This window comes from Treponema sp. OMZ 799 (assembly GCF_024181365.1).
In the GTDB taxonomy this organism is placed as follows: domain Bacteria; phylum Spirochaetota; class Spirochaetia; order Treponematales; family Treponemataceae; genus Treponema_B.
This window is the reverse complement of record NZ_CP051301.1, coordinates 1,367,198-1,386,463: the sequence shown is the minus strand read 5'-3', so window position 1 is coordinate 1,386,463 and position 19,266 is coordinate 1,367,198. Positions and strand designations below refer to the sequence as shown.

At 40.1% G+C, this 19,266-nt stretch carries 11 protein-coding genes, 1 tRNA gene and 3 rRNA genes; 1 reads left to right on the top strand and 14 read right to left on the bottom strand.

Annotated features, from left to right (window positions below; all coding sequences use genetic code 11):
* Positions 1-6 precede the first annotated feature (6 nt).
* The 8 genes from ftsZ to mraZ are packed head-to-tail and all read right to left on the bottom strand — an operon-like array spanning position 7 to position 7,641.
* Positions 7-1,290, bottom strand: coding sequence for a cell division protein FtsZ (gene ftsZ / locus E4O04_RS06235; protein WP_253684831.1), 1,284 nt, complete (start codon positions 1,288-1,290; stop codon positions 7-9).
* 25 nt (positions 1,291-1,315) lie between these two features.
* Positions 1,316-2,560, bottom strand: coding sequence for a cell division protein FtsA (gene ftsA / locus E4O04_RS06230; RefSeq protein ID WP_253684832.1), 1,245 nt, complete (start codon positions 2,558-2,560; stop codon positions 1,316-1,318).
* On the bottom strand, positions 2,553-3,410 hold the full coding sequence (locus E4O04_RS06225; RefSeq protein ID WP_253684833.1) for a cell division protein FtsQ/DivIB: 858 nt from the start codon (positions 3,408-3,410) through the stop codon (positions 2,553-2,555). Before E4O04_RS06225 ends, ftsA begins: the two co-directional genes overlap by 8 nt.
* Positions 3,411-4,544, bottom strand: a complete 1,134-nt coding sequence (gene ftsW, locus E4O04_RS06220) for a putative lipid II flippase FtsW (RefSeq protein WP_253684834.1) — start codon at positions 4,542-4,544, stop codon at positions 3,411-3,413. It abuts the gene before it with no gap.
* Positions 4,545-5,975 carry a UDP-N-acetylmuramoyl-tripeptide--D-alanyl-D-alanine ligase gene (gene murF / locus E4O04_RS06215; RefSeq protein ID WP_253710599.1) on the bottom strand — a complete coding sequence of 477 codons (1,431 nt, stop codon included), beginning with the start codon at positions 5,973-5,975 and terminating at the stop codon, positions 4,545-4,547.
* Positions 5,968-6,252 carry an FtsB/FtsL family cell division protein gene (locus E4O04_RS06210; protein WP_253684836.1) on the bottom strand — a complete coding sequence of 95 codons (285 nt, stop codon included), beginning with the start codon at positions 6,250-6,252 and terminating at the stop codon, positions 5,968-5,970. The genes murF and E4O04_RS06210 overlap by 8 nt, the downstream gene beginning before the upstream one ends.
* A gap of 1 nt (position 6,253) precedes the next feature.
* Positions 6,254-7,201, bottom strand: a complete 948-nt coding sequence (rsmH, locus tag E4O04_RS06205; protein ID WP_253710597.1) for a 16S rRNA (cytosine(1402)-N(4))-methyltransferase RsmH — start codon at positions 7,199-7,201, stop codon at positions 6,254-6,256.
* Between the two features lie 5 nt (positions 7,202-7,206).
* The gene (mraZ, locus tag E4O04_RS06200) at positions 7,207-7,641 is read right to left on the bottom strand and encodes a division/cell wall cluster transcriptional repressor MraZ (protein ID WP_253688128.1); all 435 of its coding nucleotides are present in this window, start codon (positions 7,639-7,641) and stop codon (positions 7,207-7,209) included.
* 193 nt (positions 7,642-7,834) lie between these two features.
* Between mraZ and E4O04_RS06195 the strand changes: the two genes are divergently transcribed.
* On the top strand, positions 7,835-9,883 hold the full coding sequence (locus E4O04_RS06195; protein WP_253684838.1) for a prolyl oligopeptidase family serine peptidase: 2,049 nt from the start codon (positions 7,835-7,837) through the stop codon (positions 9,881-9,883).
* 40 nt (positions 9,884-9,923) lie between these two features.
* Here E4O04_RS06195 and E4O04_RS06190 read toward each other — a convergent pair whose 3' ends face one another.
* From E4O04_RS06190 to E4O04_RS06165, 6 genes are all read right to left on the bottom strand, one after another.
* Entirely contained in the window at positions 9,924-12,464 is a 2,541-nt protein-coding gene (locus E4O04_RS06190) for a DUF2339 domain-containing protein (protein ID WP_253710595.1), read from the bottom strand.
* A gap of 128 nt (positions 12,465-12,592) precedes the next feature.
* Complete coding sequence (locus E4O04_RS06185; RefSeq protein ID WP_253710817.1) at positions 12,593-13,786, bottom strand: ISNCY family transposase; 1,194 nt, start codon at positions 13,784-13,786, stop codon at positions 12,593-12,595.
* A 107-nt stretch (positions 13,787-13,893) separates the two neighbouring features.
* Positions 13,894-14,005, bottom strand: a 5S ribosomal RNA gene (gene rrf / locus E4O04_RS06180).
* A 106-nt stretch (positions 14,006-14,111) separates the two neighbouring features.
* Positions 14,112-17,069 (bottom strand): 23S ribosomal RNA (locus E4O04_RS06175).
* Positions 17,070-17,250: 181 nt separating this feature from the next.
* Positions 17,251-17,324 (bottom strand) — tRNA-Ile (locus E4O04_RS06170).
* A gap of 109 nt (positions 17,325-17,433) precedes the next feature.
* Positions 17,434-18,978, bottom strand: a 16S ribosomal RNA gene (locus E4O04_RS06165).
* The 16S, 23S and 5S rRNA genes sit together here with 1 tRNA gene alongside, the layout of an rRNA operon.
* Positions 18,979-19,266 lie beyond the last annotated feature (288 nt).

Below are 19,266 nucleotides of genomic sequence, written 5' to 3'. Positions count from 1 at the left end.
TCCCCCTTATCTTAAAATATTTTGATTCCTATAATATGCAGGAGTTTCCAAATCACTTTCCATCGGCGGAACAATAGAACTAAAAGAAGGCTTTCTTTCTGCAACATAGATCTCTTCATAGTTTTTTTCGGAAGCGCTCTCACTTCTATTTCTTAATCCAAGTCCTGAAAGAGTAGGAGGCGTTGTTTTATTTACCTTAGTCCACTCCCTAGATGTCATAAAAGAATCATCTGTGAAGACCAAGTTTTCTGCATTGTCACGAATAGGCTTACGGTTAGATGCTGCATCATCAATAGGAAACTTATCGTTTGATCTAAAACCAGTTGCAATCAGAGTAACAACAACTTTGTTTTCTACAGAAGGATCTATGGTTGTACCGAAAAAAGTAGCAACATCAGGATCAGCTCCGGCATTAATTATATTCATGATTTCTTCAAGCTCATGCATGGTTAGTTTTTCGCTTCCGCAAATATTTACCAAAAGCTTTTTGGCACCTTCAACCCTGGCTTCTTCAAGTAAAGGATTGTTAAGTGCATTTGTTGCCGCATCCACCGCCCTATTTTGTCCTTCACCTATACCTACACCCATATGAGCATTACCCTGCTCCTTCATTACAGCCTTTACATCCGCTAAATCAACATTAATTTCTCCATGCTGATAAATTAAATCGGAGATGCCTTGAACAGCCTGACGCAAAACATCATCAGCCTTTTTAAAAGCTTCCACAACAGGTGTTGAAGGATCTACCATGTTTAATAAGTGTTGATTCGGAATAGTAATTACTGTGTCTACGGATTCTCTTAATTTCTTAATTCCTTCCTCTGCAAGACTCATTCTTTTACGGCCTTCAAATGCAAAAGGTTTTGTAACTACTGCAACAGTTAATATTCCTTGTTCTTTGGCAATTTCGGCAATAACGGGAGCTGAACCGGTACCTGTACCTCCGCCCATACCTGCCGTTATAAAAAGCATATCCGCATCTTTGATTGCATTTGCAATTATTTCGCGATCTTCGATAGCAGCCTGCTCCCCGATTCCGGGATCTCCTCCTGAACCCAACCCCTTAGTGATCTTTGTTCCTATAGGTAATTTTAATGGAGCATTTGAATGACTTAAAGCCTGCAAGTCGGTATTTGCAACTATAAAGTCAACGTACCTCATACTGCTGGACATCATCCTGTTTACGGCATTTGAACCGCCTCCTCCTGCACCTATAACCTTGATTATAGCCGGAGTACCTGCATCAACAACTTCATCATTTACCTTGTCTTCCATTACTTCATATAACATACCAATAACCCTCCCGTATGCAATTTTAAAATAGTTCTTTTATAAAATTTTTTATTTTTGAAAAAACAAGTCCCGAATTTTCTTTTCTTGAACTTGAAACCAACCCTAACTTATTTTGATCATCCAATCTATGCAATATTAATCCCAAAACTGTAGCGAACTCCGGGCTTCTATATTGCCCTACAACTCCTCCTATAGTTGAAGGAATTCCAAGTCTGGCAGATTGCATACCGAATATTTCATCCGCTAATTCCGTTGTGCCGTTTAACAAGGCTCCGCCTCCGCATATTACAACAGAACCGCCGAGGCGGGAACCTTGCATAAGACTATCCACCTTATTTTTTACCATTACAAAAATTTCAGCCATGCGGGCTTGCAATATTTCGCAGATCTCACTTCTATAAATTTCTTCAGGTCCTCTTCCTCCAAAAGCCGGAATCAAAACCTGTTCATCATGTTCAACAAAGGGCATCCAACAACATCCGCTTGATATTTTTATTTTTTCTGCCATATCAAAGGGAATACTTTTTACTATTGCAAGATCGTTGGTAACCTGTATTCCTCCGACAGGTAAGGAGGCCGTAATTACAGGCCCTCCGTTTTGCATAACAACTATGTCGGTAGTACCCGCTCCAATATCTATTAAAATAGAACCAAGCTCTTGTTCATCATTTGTCATAACAGCTCTTACATCTGCCAAACCGTTATGCATTAAACCGTCTATATTTAAATTAGCTCTTTGAACACAGTTGGGTATATTTTTCATAGATGTAGCTACACCTGTTATTAAATGAACCTCGGCTTCAAGTCTGGTACCTATCATATTTAACGGATCTTTAATTCCACGCTGCTTGTCTACCGTATAGGACTGAGGAACCACATGAATTATTTCTCTGTCTCCTGTGAACTCAACAGCCTGTGCAGAATTAATTACGGCATCTATATCGGAGCGGTCAATTTCCTTATTATTTTTACCCTTATCTCTTATAGGGAAAACTCCTCTAGAATTAATTCCCTCTATGTGAACTCCGCCCAATCCGACGGTGCAATTAAAAATATCTATACCGGACATAACCTCAGCTTCATCGACAGCCTTATTTATACCCTGAACGGTATTCTCTATATTAGTGATAATACCCCTATGCATACCTGTCGATTCACTCATACCGATACCCGTAATCTGTAAATGACCTTCTTCATTTTTTTCGGCAACAACAACGCGAATGTTTTTACTACCGATATCCAAACCTACGATTATATCATCACTCATCTTTAGCCTCTCTTTTTATATAAACGGCATTAGCACCACGCAGATCAATTCCAACAATATTTTTTTCTAAATTTATATCCTTAAGTACATCAAGAATAAGAATCATATATTGTAAAGATTCTTCAGTCAAAAATTTATTGGTTATAACCGATAATCTGCTTTTTACAGGATAAAGAATCAAATCATAACCTCCATATTTTTTAGGCTGAATTTTTATTTCGGATATTTCATTTAATAAAACAGGATGTTTTTTTTGTAAAATATCCAATTGAACAAAAAGCTGAGAAAGTTTTTCGTTAATCTGCATTCCTTCACGAGGATTTTTAAATGTTAGTCCCGTAATAATCGGCAAATTTGATTGAATTATAGGAGAACCTATCCTAAAAACAACACCATAGCCGTCAATTTCCATTGGAACTGTTCTTCCTTCAACTTCCGTAAAAGCCAAGGCAACAGCCTTTCTTTCAACTATCTTAATTAAAACCTTATCGGGGAATTTTTTTTCTACGGTAGCCGATGCAATTCCGGGATATGATACAAGTTTTTTAGAAACCTCGGAAGAATTTACCGAGAGCCATTTGGTATTATTGCCGATTCCTGCGAGTTTTTTTACTTCTATAGAACTTAAATCGGAACAACCGGAAATATTTATTGCCGCTATAGAACTATAGGGCAAAATTATTGCATAATAGACAGCTTCACCCAATAAAAGCAAAACAAAACTGATAATAAGAAATCTAATTGCCGCCGATTTAAGCTTTGATGATTTATTATCATTAATAGCCTTCTCTTTAACATATGCATCATTCAAATATTCATCTTTTTTCCAAGTATACAAAATATCAGCCATCTATTTCTCCTTTTTATTTACATATCCTGATGCATTTAAAATTAGCCCGCATAAAGAAAACGTAACTACCAATGATGAACCGCCCGATGAAAAAAAAGGAAGCGGTATTCCGGTTGCAGGAAGCAGTTTTGAAACAACAGCACAATTTAAAAGAGATTGAGATACGATGCAGCTTACAGCTCCAAAAGAAACATAAGCACCGAATCTGCTCTTACAACCAAAAGCTATTCTATATCCGAAAATTGCAAAAAAGGCAAGCAAGGCAATATAAAACACTACACCGATAAATCCCATTTCTTCAGCCCAAACTACAAATATAAAATCGGAATATATTTCAGGTACGCTTGCTATTTTACGTAATCCGTTACCCAATCCTTGTCCCCAAACGCCTCCGCTTGTTAAAGCATTAAGGGCGGCCTGTATTTGAAAACTTGAATCTAAAGGACTTCTTGAAGGATCCAAAAACGACAAAACTCTTTCCATTCTATATTCTTTTGTTATAATCATTAAAACAAAGATTGGAGCAAAACTTAAAAAACCTTTAATAAACCACAATATCGGCACACCCGCTATGAAGAACATTAAGCCGCCGATAAAAAATATAAACATTGAAGAAGAAAAATCATTTTCCAAATAAACCAAAAGAGCAAATACGGATATTATTATAAAAGGCGTAATAATCGAAACTAAAGGCTGATCATAGTTACCGTTTTTTTTGTCGAAAAAATTGGCTAAGAATAAAATCAATGAAAGTTTTAAAAGCTCCGAAGGTTGAAACATAAAACCTGCAATATTTACCCATCTGGAAGCACCGTTTCTTTCTTCTCCGATTCCGGGAATAAAAGGAAGCAGACAAAAAATAAAAGTTACAAGCATAATAAAAGGAAGCATTTTTCTTATTGTAGAAAAATCTACAAAGAGAAAAAAGGTCATGGCAATGATGCCTGCAATAAAATGCTTTATCTGTTTACTGACAAAATAAAGATGATTATCAAAAAAACGTTGAGCATAATGAATAGAACCTGAATACAAGGTTGCAAAGCCTACACCGAAAAGGAGAAGAACAGACATTGCAAAAACAAAATCATATTTTTCGGAGTGAATATTTTTCTTTGCAATAATATGTTTCACCATTTAAACCTCCCTCTCTTTTAAAACAGATTCCAATCTTTCAAGCTCCATTGATCTTGAACCCTTTAATAAAACAAAATCATCTTTAGATAAATTTTCTTTAAGCTGTTCTTTTAAGGCATCAAATTGATTTGTTTTAAACTTATATATTTTTTTTGAAGAGGAAAGTTTTAAATCTTCAAAAGCGGAAAAAATATCATCTCCAAAAAAATATAAATTATCTGCATCGGAATTCAAAGCAGCTTCAATAATTTTTTTGTGTTCATACTCTGACTCTGCGCCGAGCTCAAGCATTGAAGCCAAGACATAATGTTTTGCATATTCGGTATTTATAGAGTCGCAAAACTCTATTGAGCTTTTCATCGAATGGGGATTTGCATTATAGCAATCTAAAAAATAGGTTACAAAGCCGTGCAAAACCTGCGATCTACCAAACAGGGGCCGCACGGCTTCTAAACCCGATTTAATTTCCTTAGCCGAAAAACCTTTCTTTTCCGCCAAGGCTATACATAAAAGAGCATTTTTTACATTATAAACTCCGGGTAATGGAAATAAAATTTCTTCTCCTTTATAAAAAATTTTAGAACCTGATACACCGGCATCTTCAATCCTTTGAACCAATGAAGAATCATTATCTGAAACCGTAAAAATGGAACCGCGAGAAACATTTTTTAAAAATTCCTTAAACTCACAATCAGGAATAAAGCCCAGAGCATCATCATTAAAATATGAAAAAATTTCTTTTTTTTCCTCAGCTATAGCCTGTTTTGTGCCGAGAATACCGATATGGGCAGTTCCTATATTTGTAATTATAGCGGCGTTTGGTAAAAGAACACTTGCTATTTCGGCTATTTCACCTCTGCGGTTCATACCGAGCTCGAATATACCGGCCTCATGTTCGGGACGAACCTCAAAAACGGAAAGAGGCAAACCAGTTTCGGAATTTAAATTACCCTTTGTCGAAACGGTATTATATTTTTGAGAATATATCGAAGATAAAATTTCTTTTGTAGTTGTTTTACCGCTCGATCCCGTAATACCTATCTTATAAAGATTAGGAAATTTCGATAAATAATATCTTGCAGCATCCTGTAGAGCTTTTAAATTATTATTTACGGCAATACACGAAGCATTGTAGATTTTGCACAGGGACAGCAATGCAGTTTTATTTTCATTAAGATGTTCAAAGTCAACGGCAAAAAATTTAGCACCATTCTTTAAAGCAGACTCTATATAAATATGTCCATCCTGCTTTTCACCGCGTAAAGGAATAAAGAGAGAATTGTCTTTTACATTTCGGCTGTCTATAACTACCGACGAAAACGCATTCGAGGAATCGGATTTATAAACAAGCTTTCCATCGGTGCTTCTAAGCAATTCCTCAAGGGTCATAAGAGAATAATCTAAATCTTTGTTCTCTTTTTCTCTATCCATCCTTATTCTCCTTTGAAATTGAAATCCTCAAAATTTCAGCCGACAAAGCCTTCCTCATTTTTAACTCTTCAACAGCAATCCTTTCGATACGTTCAGGCTTAGATAAAATTGAAATACCGGAAATCTTCTTTTTATTTTCCTCAATAATTTTAGACTGCTCTTTATTATAGTCAGTCAAATCTTTTTCGATGCTTGTATAACGCGAAGATTGTAAAACCACCGCAAATAAAAAAAGAGGAATAAACAATGTTAAGACCACAGCAAGTATTTTTTTCATTTTAATTCTCCCGATAATCAATTTTACGCACAACCCTAAGGCGGGCACTTCTCGACGGAGGATTCAGCCTTATTTCCTCATCAGAAGCCTTAACAGCCTTTTTTGTTAAAACTTCAGCCCTAGGCTTGCCCCCGCACTTACATATCGGCATATTTTCAGGACAGGTACAGTTTTTCCCCAAGTCTTTAAAATACATCTTTACAATTCTATCCTCAAGAGAATGAAAAGTAATAACACCAAGCTTACCATTAGGAGCAAGGACAGAAAAAGCAAGCTCCAAAAGGCGGGGCAATCTTTCCAACTCTCCATTGACTGCAATCCTAAGAGCCTGAAAGGTTTTTGTCGCAGGATGAATCTTTCCGTGCCTGTAGTTTTGAGGAACAGCCTTATAAATACAATCAGCCAGTTCCTTTGCATTGGTAAAACTCGAAACCTTTCTTTGTTCAAGTATTCGGGAAGCTATCTTCCTTGAGTAACGCTCTTCACCGTAATTAAAAATTAAATCCGCCAAATCTTTTTCATTATAAGAATTGACAATATCCGCAGCGCTTACACTAAGGTCAGGATTTAACCGCATATCCAAGGGTTCAGCCGAAGAAAAAGAAAACCCCCTTCCCGACTTTATATAGTGGAACATGGATATACCCAGATCCAAAAGAATTAAATCGGGGGGAGCAGAGTCTTTTGGGTAATTTTTAAAAAAATCATCAGACCAGCCTAAGTGAAACTGGACACGCTCACCGAAGGGCTTCAGCCTTTCCTTTGCCCGTTCTTGAATAGAAGCATCGGCATCAACACCTACAGCATTAAGTTGAGGATATCTTTTTAAAAAAGCTTCAGTATGCCCGCCCTCTCCCAATGTTCCGTCTACAAAAAGATTATGGGAAGCATCAGGTTTTAAGAGCTCAAGACATTCTTCAAGCAAGACCGATGTATGAACTGGCTGCATAAAATTTAAAAACCTATTTCCCCCAAAGCCTCGGCAGCTTCAGAAAAATCCGGCTCACTCTCCTTTAAATATTTTTCATATTGCTTTAGGTCCCACAATTCAAAGCATTTACCGAGACCTAAAATAATGCAGTCTTTTTCGAGCCCGGCGCAGTCCCTAAGGCTCTGGGGGATAGATATACGGCCGTTCTTGTCAATCTCAAGCTCTTGGGCAGGGGCAATTAAACGCCTCATAACAAGCAAGGATTGCGCTTTAAACAAAGAAGTTTTCTTCATGATTTCATCCGAAAACTTTTTCCACTTATCCGCAGTAAAAATCCAAAGACAGTTGCCTACACCGCGTGTAATAACCAAATTTGAGTCGGGTAATTCTGCACGGATCTTTGCAGGGAACATAATTCTTCCTTTTTCGTCAAGAGTATTCTTATATTCTCCGGTCATTGCAAAATTACCCACTTTTTACTACTTTCTCCCACTTAAACCCATTTTACCATAAAAATTTAGAATGTCAAGCGGTTTATATCAAAAAAGTGCATTTTTTTTAGATTTTTTAGTCTTTTTTTAAACTACTTGAAAAAAAACAAACTTTCTTCTATTATTTACCAATATTTTAAAGTGAATTTAGGAGATTTTTATGCAATACAAACAATCAAATGTTTCCGATAACTACTTTGGAACCATAGTAGCAGATCCATATAGATGGCTTGAAGACGACAACGCGCCGGAGGTCATAGCCTGGGTAAAAGAAGAAAACAAGAAAACGGAAGAATTTTTATCAAAAATTCCTTTTCGGGCAGAATTAAAAAAACGCCTCGAAGAAATTTGGGACTACGAAAAGCGCTCCGGTCTTTTTAAGGCAGGAGACTTTTATTACTTTTTTAGAACTGAAGGCCTGCAAAACCAAAGCATAATGTACCGGCAAAAGGGACAGGAAAAGGCAGAAAGCTCTCCCGAAGTTTTTTTTGACCCGAACACTCTAAGCCCGGATGGAACCATAGCCTTAAAGAATATAGCATTTTCCAAAGACGGAAAATACATGGCCTACTCCGTATCCGGAAGCGGCTCTGACTGGGAAGAAATCTTTGTCTTCGATGCCGAAAAGAAAACCGGCACAGAAGAACACATACATTGGGTCAAATTTTCCAATATCGCATGGTACAAGGACGGCTTTTTTTACAGCTCATATGATGCTCCGGATAAAGGCAAAGCCTTAACCGAAAAAAATGAATTTCAAAAGCTAAAATACCACAAACTTGGAACAAAAGAAAGCGAAGACATTCTCATATTTGAAGATAAGGAACATCCCCTGCGCTCCTTTTCTGCAAGCACAACTGAAGACGAGAAAACCATCCTTGTTACGGCCTTTGAAGTAGGAAACGAGGGAAGCATGCTCTTTGTTGCAGATTTAAGCGAGGGTCTGCCAAAAAGCTTTAAACAATACAATACGCATTTTAACGATAATGTGTGGCCGCTTGAAACGGACAATCGATTCTTATATTTATTGACAAATCACAAATCCCCCCTTTACCGCATAATCAAGACACCCCTAAATGCGGCAGATGAAAAAAATATCGAAGAAGTTATTCCCGAACAAGACTGTCTTTTATCGAGTGCAGCCCTTTGCGGAGGAAAGCTGCTTACGGTTTATCTGCGGGATGTTCAAGATGAGGTCTTTATCCATGATCTAAACGGAAAAAATAAAACAAGGGTTGACCTTCCGAAAAACGGAAGCATAGGTTTTTCGGGAGCCCGAAAAAATGAAGATCTGATATTTTTCAACTTTACTTCTTATACAACTCCCAACAAAATCATAAGGTACGATATAAAAACAAACAGCCTAAAAGATTTTTTTGTTCCGGCTATCCCTATTGATACGGACCTGTTTAAATGCGAACAAGTCTTTTTTAAGAGCAAGGACGGAACAAAGATTCCCATGCACATTGTTTCAAAAAAAGACATTAAGCTCGACGGAAACAATCCTACCCTTATGTACGGCTACGGAGGCTTTGCTATTTCTCTCCCGCCAGCCTTTTCTCCTGCCCGAATGGCTTTTTTAGAAAAAGGAGGCATTTTTGTCTGCGTAAATTTACGCGGCGGTCTTGAATACGGAGAAGAATGGCACTCAGCCGGAAAAAAGATGAAAAAACAAAATGTCTTCGATGATTTTATTTCGGCAGGAGAATATTTGATAGAACAAAAATATACTTCAAATAAAAAGCTCGCAATTCAAGGCGGTTCAAACGGAGGTCTTTTAATAGGAGCCGTAACAAACCGGCGCCCAGATCTTTTTGCAGTTGCAATTCCCCAGGTTGGAGTTTTGGATATGCTCCGCTACCAGCATTTTACCATAGGCTGGGCTTGGGTCGATGAATACGGAAGCAGCGAGGACAGTAAGGATATGTTCGAGTACCTTTACGCCTACTCTCCCCTCCATAACGTAAAAGCAGGAATCGATTATCCTTCCATTATGGTATGTACAGGAGACCATGACGACAGGGTTGTTCCTGCACACTCCTTTAAGTATGCCCAAGCCTTGCAAGACACCTACAAGGGAGAAAACCCGATACTAATCCGCATAACCGAAAAAGCAGGTCACGGAGCAGGGAAACCCACGGCAAAGATAATAGAAGAAACAGCCGATATCTATGCCTTTATCTTTAAACAAACAGGCCATAAAATCTAAACCTGTAAGGAGAGCCTTAAAAATTATCTTTTAGGGCTCTCTAATTTTCATCCGGTTTTCCAAACTTTTTTAACATGGGCTGAATTGCATAGCTCAATAAAAGAAGGGCGACGCCGAAAACCAAGGAAGTGATAACCTTTGACAAAATGTTTAAGGTGCTTAGGTCGACAACAATCAGCTTTCCGGCAACAAAAATTATCAGCCCAAGCGAAATATAAACCATCTTGGCCCTTCCCTTCCGCAAATAATAAATAAAAGAAACTATCGAATAAAAGGCCCAAAGAAGGGTTAAGACTCCGCCGTTGTTTATGGGAAGGTAAATATCCACAACGCTCAAAAAAACAAAGATAAGACTGAGAACTGCAAAATAAAGAATTTGAGGCAGCTTTAACATCTTAAAGAACGCAATTAAAATAAGTGCATTTAAAATATTTATCACAACCGAAAGAATATCTACATTCCAAATTTTGATGAGGACTGTATCTTGGTGAGGCATACGGCTGTAAAAAAATCCGTAATAAAAAAACGCAATGACAATCAAAAATATCCTGCCTATGTTTAAAGTTATCTTATCCTTACTTATTTTATTTTTATAAAATTTATCCAAAGCCAAAATAAAAAGCCCCGAAAGTAAAATTCCGTATCTAAATTCTTCTGCAGCAATCGAAAAATCGGCCAGCATAATCTTAACCATAAAAACAAAAAAGCAAAGCCTGTAAAAAAATCGGGCATTTTCGGTTTTTTCTTTTATTAAAGAAAGAGCATAGAGGGCAAAACTCATAGCTGCTTCAATTCCAAAAAAAAGAAATAAATAAGAGCGGTTTAATCCAAAAAAGTAATTTAAAGTGTAAGCAAGGGAAAAAATAAACAAAATAAAAACTTCAGCATCTATTGCCCTTTCATAGTACCACCCTTTTTTTAGTTTATGATGCATAAGGTTATAAAGAGCTACTAGCGCAAGAATAAGACCTTGAACAAAAAATTCCGTACTTTTGATATCAAACTTATACAAGACCGCAATCAAAAATATAAGGGCATAAGCTTGAAAAACAAAACCCTGATAAGCCCTTTTAAATTTTTCTTTTTGAACAAAGATAGATAGCGCCATCGGAACAAGATAAAAACTTCCTTCAAGTAAAAATCTTAAAGCGCTCAGACGACCACCGTCTTTTAAAAGAGAGGCTATAGCCATCATATAAGCCGTTCCAAAAAGAATATGCAGCAAGACAAACACCTTAGTTTCTTCGCGCTTGCGGAAAAGCCAAAATCCTAAAAAAGCTATGCTGAGTATAAGAACCGGCTGAACATCATAGGTAAATCTATCTACCACCGTTACATAAAGAGAAATCAGGACTCCTGCAAGGTAAATAAGTCCCAAGTTATCCATTCTTTTTTTTCTGAAGGCAAGATAAGCTAAAACTATATAGAAAAAAGAAAAAATAAGGTAGGCAGTACTTTGAGGTGCAAATTTATAAACCGAAAGTTTATAGGTTAAAAATAAGGAAAAGCCCAAATTTAAAACCGCAAGAGCGGGCGACAAAATTTTATCTTTTTTCTTTTCATCATCCTTTAAATAAAAATAAAGATCGGGAATGGTGTGCACGGCCATCAACAAAAGAATAAGGCCGAAAAACAAAACCACATCCTCTACATTTAAAGGCGTGATAAGTAAAAGACGGGTTAAAATTCCTAAAAATGAAATTAAGGAGGTAAACTGTAAGAGTCTCCATCGTTTAAAAAAGTAAACAGTCGATGAAAGCACAGAAACGGCAAGTACATAGAGCCCGAAGCCTGTCAAGCCCAAAAAGCCCAAATCTACGGCAAAGGGTATTATGAGAGCACCGAGCAAGCCGATTATAGATATCGATGAAGAAGCCGTCATAATCGAAAGAGTGTAAGAAAGGGCTGTAATCAAACTCAAAAATATAAAGGCAGAAAAATCGCCTAAAAGGCCGTACCTTAAATAGGCTGCGTAGGCCGTAATATAAAAAACGGCTATACCGCCCCCGAATAGAACCTGACTTAAAAGAAGGCGGGATTTTGCCGAGCTTCTAAACCCGAAAAAGCAAAGAGCCACGCCGATCAAACCGCCTATAATCAAAGCAACTTCTTGGGTTATATATCCCTTGTCATAGCTTAATTTAAAGATAAAGCCCACCCCGATCAAAAGCAGGATAATTCCCAGCTTACTGATAATGGATTCGATAGAAAAAAATTTTTTGATATACAGAGAAATGGCAGAATGTTTTTCTTTAATTTCTGCTTTTGCCGAACCTTCGCAGGATTCTTTTATAAAAGAATAAGTTGCATCTTCTTCCTCTTGTGAGGCTTCAGCGGCCTTAATCCATGCTCCGGATTCCGGCTCAGTATTTACAGCTTTAATCTCTTCATTGATAGGATTCTGCTCCTCAGTCTCAGGAGAAACATTATCGAAGGAACGAAATTTAAATTCCAAATCCGAAATCTTACTTTTTAAACGAATAATCTCTTCTTTTTGCTCTTTTATTTGAAAAGCATTTTTGATAGGAAATATAATAATATATAATATAAGGGCAATTGCAATAAGAACAACTAATACCATAACCTAACTCCGTCTTAAAGAGCTAGATACTATCATTTTTTTTAAAATAATGCAAGAATGAATTAAAAAGATGTCAATACACCATAGAAATGTCCCCTATTTTAGCACAATAAAAATGTCCCCTTTTGTTATGCCGATGAGGATAATTTTACCTCCTTCATATATTCTTTAGTTATTTCTAAGAAATCAAGCTCTTTGTTGTTCCATATTAATTTTATCGTTCCATCCAAAAGCTCTCTTACCAATATGTTTGTCTTAGGCCTCGGTATATTTCGGTTCGATTTTGTTATTTGAAAAAGCCTGTTTTCATATCGAATAACAAAATCATTACTTACAACTCTGTGTTCTTCATAACAGAAAATATCGGCAAGCTGTTCTCTACTTGGACAAGGAGCATGTCCATCTTGTGAATCTAAAGGTTCAATGGCGAACTTTTTATTTATTTTGGGTAAATACTCTTTTTGTAAAAATTCATTCGCTTTTTCAATAGTGTTTATTTTTGCAAGACGTAATTCTTTTATAAATCTGTCTTGATAAACTCCATGATTTCTTTCTACCCGTCCTTTAGATTGAGCCGAATTTGCCACTATTATCTGTATTCCAAGCTTTTCACATGCTTTTTGAAAAGGAGTTTTAGGAGTTATCCCTCTTATTATTTCAGATATGGTTGGCTCCCGAGTAATAACATAAGCATTCTTTTTATCGCAACATACCGCTTGAGGTATTCCATGACGGTCTATCCATCCCCATAAAAGCCTCATAGCAGCTTCCGTTGTCTCCTGCTCCGTCAAAAATGATTCTGTTGTACCTGTTGCATCGTCTACTATGTTCATTAAGCAGCATTTAGGCCCTCTTTTTTCAAACCATCTGTGATGACTTCCGTCAAATTGCAGCAGCTGCCCAAAACATGATCTTCTTTCTCTCCTTTGCCGATGAATGTTTCTCCGCCTCTTTCTACTCCAAAGACCTTCTTTGATTAGTAATCGTCTAAGAGTTTCATGGTTTATTTTTATCCCGTCAAGTTCTTCAAGTTTTTCTGCTGCCAGAGTAGGACCAAAATCCGGATATTTTTCAGCATACAGTTCCAAGCATTTTTTCTTAATATTTTCATCAAGTCTTTTTTTTGAAGGTTTTCCTAAGCCTCTATGCAAAAGACCTTTATCGCCTTGTTCCATATACCTTTTGTAAATACGCTTTGCTTGGCGATAGCATACCTGCATTTTTAAAGCGGCTTGTTTTAAGGTTATTTGACCTTCGACTACCATTACCAGTATTTTTCCCCTTGTTCTTTCTTTTATGCCCATACTTAATTTTTCATCCATCACCGTTATCTCCACATTTTATTATGGGGACATTTTTACGGTGCTTACAAGGGGTCATTATCATAGTGTTTCAACAGAATGAATTAAAAAGAAAGGAACAAAAAAAAGCCAGGCAGCATCCTACTTTCCCACTTGATCAGCAGTATCATCGGCGTAAGAGAGCTTGACTTCCGTGTTCGGGATGGGAACGGGTATTACCTCTCCACTATGGCCACCTGGCAATAATAAACAAAATAAGGACTTAAAACTTTAATTATTTTAAGCGTACTAAGAAAGAGAACGAAGAAAAAGAAGTTTTTTAAAGTTTGAAAAAAGAAACAATAATATGGTCAAGCCTCACGACTTATTAGTATTGGTCGGCTTAACACATTACTGTGCTTAGACCTCCAACCTATCAACCTTGTAGTGTGCAAGGAGTCTTTAGGAGGGTTAAACCCTCAGGGATACGTAGTCTTGAGGCGGGCTTCCCACTTAGATGCCTTCAGCGGTTATCCCTTCCGAACTTAGCTACCCGGCAATTACCCTTGGCAGGATAACCGGTACACCAGAGGTTCGTCCATTTCGGTCCTCTCGTACTAAAAACAGCTCCTCTCACGTATCCAACGCCCATAGCAGATAGGGACCGAACTGTCTCGCGACGTTCTGAACCCAGCTCACGTACCGCTTTAATTGGCGAACAGCCAAACCCTTGGGACCTGCTTCAGCCCCAGGATGCGATGAGCCGACATCGAGGTGCCAAACATTCCCGTCGATGTGAACTCTTGGGGAATATCAGCCTGTTATCCCCGGAGTACCTTTTATCCGTTAAGTGACGGCGCTTCCACTCGCTACCGCCAGATCATTAAGACCTACTTTCGTATCTGCTCGAGCTGTCACTCTCGCAGTTAAGCCTCCTTGTGCCTTTACACTCGCTGCGCCGATTTCCAACCGGCGTGAGGAGACCTTCGCGCACCTCCGTTACTCTTTAGGAGGCGACCGCCCCAGTCAAACCGCCTGCCTATCACTGTCCCGCTTCCGGTTTCACGGACAGCGGTTAGAAACCTGATTTATCAAGGGTGGTATTTCACATTTCGGCTCCACCCAACCTAACGGTCAAGCTTCATAGCCTCCCACCTATTCTACACATGATAAACCAAGTCCCAATAATAAGTTGCGGTGAAGGTTCACGGGGTCTTTCCGTCTAACTATGGGTAACCGGCTTCTTTACCGGTATATAAATTTCACCGAGTCTCGCGTTGAGACAGTGCCCAGAATCGTTACACCATTCGTGCGGGTCGGAACTTACCCGACAAGGAATTTCGCTACCTTAGGACCGTTATAGTTACGGCCGCCGTTTACCGGGGCTTCAATTCAAAGCTTCACATTGCTGCTAACCTCTCCTCTTAACCTTCCGGCACCGGGCAGGTGTCACCACCTATACGTCCCATTGCTGGTTCGCAGATGGCTGTGTTTTTGATAAACAGTCGCCTGGGCCTGCTTTCTGCCACCTCCACTTTTTATAAAAAGGAGGTCACACTTTTTCCGAAGTTACGTGTGCATTTTGCCGAATTCCTTAACGCGAGTTCTCTCGAGCGCCTTAGATTTCTCATCCCATCTACCTGTGTCGGTTTACGGTACGGTCTTTTATAACCTAGCCTTAGACAGTATTTCCCGGCACCTTGATTACGCCCGCTTCGTTCCACCGTAGTGTCCCTCGCTGTCGCAGCTTACCTTGGACGACGGATTTGCCTATCATCCTTTTTAACGGCTCGCTTACTTTGACCGGCATCCGTTAGCCGGCCGGGTTTCACCTCATGCGTCCTGCCATCGAAATTATAAAAGGTATCGGAATATGAACCGATTTCCCATCGACTACGACCTTCGTCCTCGCCTTAGGGGCCGACTTACCCTGGGGAGATTACCTTTACCCAGGAAACCTTAGATTTTCGGCGGGGAGGGATCTCACCTCCCTTTTCGTTACTTATACCTGCATTCTCTCTTCCATCTCCTCCAGAATCCCTCGCGGGTATTCCTTCTTCAGTTAATGGAATGCTCCCCTACCGCCTTACGCATTAATCGCGTAAGACCCGTAGCTTCGGTATACTGCTTAGCCCCGTTACATTATCTGCGCATGGACACTCGACCAGTGAGCTGTTACGCACTCTTTAAAGGAATTGCTGCTTCTAAGCCAACCTCCTGGCTGTCTTTGTATCCACACTTCATTTCACACTCAAGCAGTATTTGGGGACCTTAGCTGACGGTCTGGGCTGTTTCCCTTTTGACTACGAACCTTAGCGCACGCAGTCTCACTCCCATACGTTGATTATCGGCATTCAGAGTTTAACTGGGTTTGGTAGGCTTTGACGCCCCCTAGTCCAACTAGTGCTTTACCTCCGATAATTTTGTATGAGGCTGTCCCTAAAGGCATTTCGGGGAGAACCAGCTATTTCCGGGTTTGATTAGCCTTTCACTCCTAGTCACAAGTCATCCATACCTTTTTTAACAGATTATAGTTCGGTCCTCCACAGCGTTTTACCGCTGCTTCAACCTGCTCATGACTAGATCACTCCGGCTTCGGGTCTACGACATGCAACTATTCGCCCTATTAAGACTCGGTTTCCCTTAGGCTCCGGAACTTCTATTCCTTAACCTCGCTGCATATCGTAACTCGCAGGCTCATTCTACAAAAGGCACGCTACCACCCTTAAAGGGCTGTAACATCTTGTTGGTTTACGGTTTCAGGTTCTATTTCACTCCCCTTACTGGGGTTCTTTTCACCTTTCCCTCACGGTACTTGTTCACTATCGGTAGCTAAGTAGTATTTAGCCTTGGATCGTGGTCGACCCGGTTTCCGACAGGGTTTCTCGTGCCCCGCCGTACTCAGGTACTGCATCAACAAGTCCGATTTATTTCGCTTACGGGGGTTTCACCCTCTTCGCCAGGCTTTCCCAAAACCTTTCTGCTATAAATCGAATTTGTAACTTGTCGGTCCTACGCCGATGCAGCCCTACAACTCCCTCAAAAGGGTTTAGGCTCCTCCAATTTCGCTCGCCGCTACTTTCGGAATCTCTTACTTGATTTCTTTTCCTTGAGTTACTTAGATGGTTCAGTTCACTCAGTATCGCTTTACCTCTCTATTTTATTCAAGAGTGTAATGTCAGTATCACTACTGACGGGTTACCCCATTCGGCTATTTCCGTATCACAGGATGTGTGCTCCTACACGGAACTTTTCGCAGCTTACCACGGCCTTCTTCGCCTCTTAGCTCCATAGGCATTCGCCATAAACCTATATTCGCTTGACCATATTATTGTCCCTTCTTTCTTACTCTTTTCAAAAAGAAGTTTTGTATTTTTTTATTTTTCTTTTACGCCTAAAAGTCTTAAAACTTTTAAACGCCTTCGTTCCCTTCCCTAGTTATGTCAAATATCTGTTCGCCTAAGTTCATAAAAACTAAGCTATTGAGCCGATTTTTTCAATCGGTATGGGCCTGATTAGAGTTGAACTAATGACCCCTTCCTTATCAGAGAAGTGCTCTAACCGACTGAGCTACAGGCCCTATAAAAAAGAGTTTGGGGAAAGAACGAAAAGGAAGTATCAAATTGTCTTGTGTACTTCAAGACTTGAATAGAAGGTTAAAAACAACCTTCAAATACCCTTTCTCATAGAAAGGAGGTGATCCAGCCGCACCTTCCGGTACGGCTACCTTGTTACGACTTCACCCTCCTTACCAAACGTACCTTCGGCACCGTCCTCCCTTACGGGTTAGACTAGCGACTTCGGGTACCCTCGACTCGGATGGTGTGACGGGCGGTGTGTACAAGGCCCAGGAACGTATTCACCGCACCGTGCTGATGTGCGATTACTAGCGATTCCAACTTCATGAAGTCGAGTTTCAGACTTCAATCCGGACTACGATTGCTTTTTTGCGTTTTGCTTGACCTCGCGGTGTCGCTTCGATTTGTAGCAACCATTGTAGCACGTGTGTAGCCCTGGACGTAAGGGCCATGATGACTTGACGTCATCCCCACCTTCCTCCGATTTGTCATCGGCAGTTCCGCCAGAGTCCTCAGCTTTACCTGTTAGTAACTGGCAGTAGGGGTTGCGCTCGTTGCGGGACTTAACCCAACACCTCACGGCACGAGCTGACGACAGCCATGCAGCACCTGTCAAGAGCCGTATTGCTACGCTGCCATATCTCTATGTCATTGCTCTTGATGTCAAACCCAGGTAAGGTTTCTCGCGTATCATCGAATTAAACCACATGCTCCACCGCTTGTGTGGGCCCCCGTCAATTCCTTTGAGTTTCACCCTTGCGGGCATACTTCCCAGGCGGTACACTTAATGCGTTTGCGCCGGCACCGAAGCTCTTGCCCCGACACCTAGTGTACATCGTTTACTGTGCGGACTACCAGGGTATCTAATCCTGTTTGCTCCCCGCACCTTCGTATATCAGCGTCAATCATCGGCCAGAAACCCGCCTTCGCCACCGGTGTTCTTCCAAATATCTACAGATTCCACCCCTACACTTGGAATTCCGGTTTCCCCTCCGTGATTCAAGTCAAGCAGTACCCAATGCAGTTTACGAGTTGAGCTCGTAGATTTCACACCGGGCTTACCTAACCGCCTACATACCCTTTACGCCCAATAATTCCGAACAACGCTCGCCCCTTACGTGTTACCGCGGCTGCTGGCACGTAATTAGCCGGGGCTTATTCGCATGACTACCGTCATCTCACAGGCATTCCCTCCTGTGTTTATTCTTCATCTGCAAAAGAATTTTACAACCTTTCGGCCTTCTTCATTCACACGGCGTCGCTCCGTCAGACTTTCGTCCATTGCGGAAGATTCTTAGCTGCTGCCTCCCGTAGGAGTTTGGGCCGTATCTCAGTCCCAATGTGTCCGTTCACCCTCTCAGGCCGGATACCCATCGTTGCCTTGGTGGGCCTTTACCTCACCAACTAGCTAATGGGACGCGGGCCCATCCTGAAGCGGAGCCGTAGCTCCTTTCCTCATTTACCTTTATGTAAATGAGCACATTCGGTATTATCTAATATTTCTACTAGCTATCCCCATCTTCAGGGCAGGTCACCCACGCGTTACTCACCAGTCCGCCACTCTAGGGGAGAGCAAGCTCTCCCTTACCGTTCGACTTGCATGCTTAAGACGCGCCGCCAGCGTTCGTTCTGAGCCAGGATCAAACTCTCCATCATTATTATTTCAATCCGCCCTTAAAGAGCGGTTGATTTCTTAACGTAAGTTTGTCCTTAACATGTTAAGGAATTTGGTAAAAGCTAATCAGCTAGCCTTTACCGGTTATTTTTGATACTTTCCTTACCAAAAGCTTTACGCTTTGGCTATTTTTGTTCTTTCCCTTCCCTCTTAGTTTCAAATATCATTCGCCGGCAACTTGTGAAAGTTGTTTAGCGAGCAAAAAGGAGTATACATTATTTTCTCACTTTTTGTCAAGAGCTTTTTAAAAGTTTTTTTAACTTTTTTTA